At 55.7% G+C, this 3,292-nt stretch carries 1 rRNA gene; it reads left to right on the forward strand.

Going from position 1 to position 3,292, the window contains the following annotated elements:
• Positions 1-140: 140 nt before the first annotated feature.
• Positions 141-3,255, forward strand: a 23S ribosomal RNA gene (locus tag H2C83_RS12840).
• Positions 3,256-3,292 lie beyond the last annotated feature (37 nt).

The raw sequence follows: 3,292 nt of genomic DNA on the forward strand, positions 1-3,292 counted from the left end.
TTTAAATGAAGAGTACGCACCTTGAAAATGAGATATGGAAGAAGCATGACGAAAGAGGAGATGGATCAACAGATCCTTTTCCGCGTCATTCGTCAAGTTGCAATCACCGGGAGAAGTAATCTCCAAGGAGCAAAAATGCAGGGTAAGCTACTAAGGGCACACGGTGGATGCCTTGGCGCCAGGAGCCGATGAAGGACGGGACGAACACCGATATGCCTCGGGGAGCTGTAAGTAAGCTTGGATCCGAGGATTTCCGAATGGGGGAACCCACCAGTTGGAAGAACTGGTACCGCCATCTGAATCCATAGGATGGCAGGAGGCAGACCAGGGGAACTGAAACATCTAAGTACCCTGAGGAAGAGAAAGCAAAAGCGGTTCCCGTGAAAGTGGGAGCCGAAAGCGATTCCCTGAGTAGCGGCGAGCGAAACGGGAACAGCCCAAACCGATTGGCTTTGCCAATCGGGGTTGCAGGACGTCCCGTACGGAGTAAGAAAGGCAACGGACAGGTGAAGTGGATCTGGAAAGACCGGCCACAGAAGGTAACAGCCCTGTAACCGAAATCCGCAGCCCTCCGGGACGGATCCTGAGTACCACGGGACACGGGAAACCCCGTGGGAAGCAGGGAGGACCACCTCCCAAGGCTAAATACTCCCTGGCGACCGATAGTGAACCAGTACCGTGAGGGAAAGGTGAAAAGCACCCCGGGAGGGGAGTGAAACAGAACCTGAAACCGTGTGCTTACAAGCAGTCGGAGTCCCCGAGCCGCCCCACAAAGTATTACTTTGCGGGGAACCCCGGCAGGGATGACGGCGTGCCTTTTGTAGAATGAACCGGCGAGTAACGGTTGCATGCAAGGTTAAGGCGGGAAGCCGGAGCCGCAGCGAAAGCGAGTCTGAACAGGGCGAGAGAGTATGCAGCCGTTGACCCGAAACCGAGTGATCTACCCATGTCCAGGGTGAAGTTCCGGTAACACGGAATGGAGGCCCGAACCTGTTGGTGCTGAAAAACCATAGGATGAGGTGTGGGTAGGGGTGAAATGCCAATCGAACTCGGAGATAGCTGGTTCTCCCCGAAACAGCTTTAGGGCTAGCCTCGGAAGCGAAGTCATGGAGGTAGAGCACTGATTGGGCTAGGGGCCCCCACAGGGTTACCGAACTCAGTTAAACTCCGAATGCCATCGACTTGTCCTCCGGGAGTCAGACTGCGAGTGCGAAGATCCGCAGTCAAGAGGGAAACAGCCCAGACCACCAGCTAAGGTCCCGAAGTAACCGTTAAGTGGCAAAGGATGTGGAGTTGCCCAGACAACCAGGATGTTGGCTTAGAAGCAGCCACCATTCAAAGAGTGCGTAATAGCTCACTGGTCAAGTGACTCTGCGCCGAAAATGTAACGGGGCTAAACGGTTCACCGAAGCTGTGGATGTTGCCGCATTCACTCTGTCTTTCATTCTTTTCGTCGGCGAAGGAACATTCGCCGAAAACACCTGTGAAAGCTGGAGTGAATGTGGCGACATGGTAGGGGAGCGTTCCAGGCAGCAGCGAAGCTGCTTCGCGAGAAGTGGTGGAGCGCCTGGAAGTGAGAATGCCGGTATGAGTAGCGAAAAGAAGGGTGAGAATCCCTTCCACCGAAAGCCTGAGGGTTCCTGAGGAAGGTTCGTCCGCTCAGGGTTAGTCGGGACCTAAGCCGAGGCCGAAAGGCGTAGGCGATGGACAACAGGTTGAAATTCCTGTACCACCTGATTCCGTTTGCACGATGGGGGGACGCAGGAGGGTAGAGAATCGCGCGACTGGATGTGCGCGTCCAAGCAGTGAGGCTGAAGGGATTGGCAAATCCGTTCCTTCAAGGCCAGGCTGTGATGGCGAGGGAAAATTGCAGTACCGAAGTTCTTGATCTCACACTGCCAAGAAAAGCCTCTATGGAGGTTTCAGGTGCCCGTACCGTAAACCGACACAGGTAGGCGAGGAGAGAATCCTAAGGTGCTCGGGAGAACTCTCGTTAAGGAACTCGGCAAAATGACCCCGTAACTTCGGGAGAAGGGGTGCCCCGTCAGGGTGAAAGCCCGAGGGGGCCGCAGTGAAGAGGCCCAGGCGACTGTTTAGCAAAAACACAGGTCTCTGCAAAGCCGCAAGGCGAAGTATAGGGGCTGACGCCTGCCCGGTGCTGGAAGGTTAAGGGGAAAAGTCAGCTTGACCCCCCAAAAAGTATTACTTTTTGGGGAGCCTGTCAGGCGAAGCTTTGAACCGAAGCCCCAGTAAACGGCGGCCGTAACTATAACGGTCCTAAGGTAGCGAAATTCCTTGTCGGGTAAGTTCCGACCCGCACGAAAGGCGTAACGATCTGGGCGCTGTCTCAACGAGAGACCCGGTGAAATTGTAGTACCAGTGAAGATGCTGGTTACCCGCGACAAGACGGAAAGACCCCGTGGAGCTTTACTGCAACCTGATATTGAATCCAGGTACGACTTGTACAGGATAGGTGGGAGTCGGCGAAGCCGGAGCGCCAGCTTCGGTGGAGACATCGGTGGGATACCACTCTGGTCGTATCGGGGTTCTAACTCACCGCCGTCATCCGGCGGGAGGACCGTGTCAGGCAGGCAGTTTGACTGGGGCGGTCGCCTCCTAAAAGGTAACGGAGGCGCTCCAAGGTTCCCTCAGCGCGGTCGGAAATCGCGCTTTCAGAGTGCAAAGGCAGAAGGGAGCTTGACTGCGAGACCGACAAGTCGAGCAGGGACGAAAGTCGGACTTAGTGATCCGGTGGTTCCGTGTGGATGGGCCATCGCTCAACGGATAAAAGCTACCCCGGGGATAACAGGCTTATCTCCCCCAAGAGTCCACATCGACGGGGAGGTTTGGCACCTCGATGTCGGCTCATCGCATCCTGGGGCTGAAGTAGGTCCCAAGGGTTGGGCTGTTCGCCCATTAAAGCGGTACGCGAGCTGGGTTCAGAACGTCGTGAGACAGTTCGGTCCCTATCTGTCGCGGGCGCAGGAAATTTGAGAGGAGCTGTCCCTAGTACGAGAGGACCGGGATGGACGCACCTCTGGTGTACCAGTTGTTCCGCCAGGAGCACCGCTGGGTAGCCAGGTGCGGACGGGATAAGCGCTGAAAGCATCTAAGCGCGAAGCCCCCCTCAAGATGAGATTTCCCATTCCTTCGTGGAAGTAAGACCCCTTGCAGATGACAAGGTAGATCGGTCCGGGGTGTAAGCACAGCAATGTGTTCAGCTGACGGATACGAATCGGTCGAGGGCTTTCCCTGCTTCTTGCTTCTCACTTGTTGCAACTCTTCTTCCATC

This window comes from Thermoactinomyces mirandus (assembly GCF_013868055.1).
Classification (GTDB): domain Bacteria; phylum Bacillota; class Bacilli; order Thermoactinomycetales; family Thermoactinomycetaceae; genus Thermoactinomyces; species Thermoactinomyces mirandus.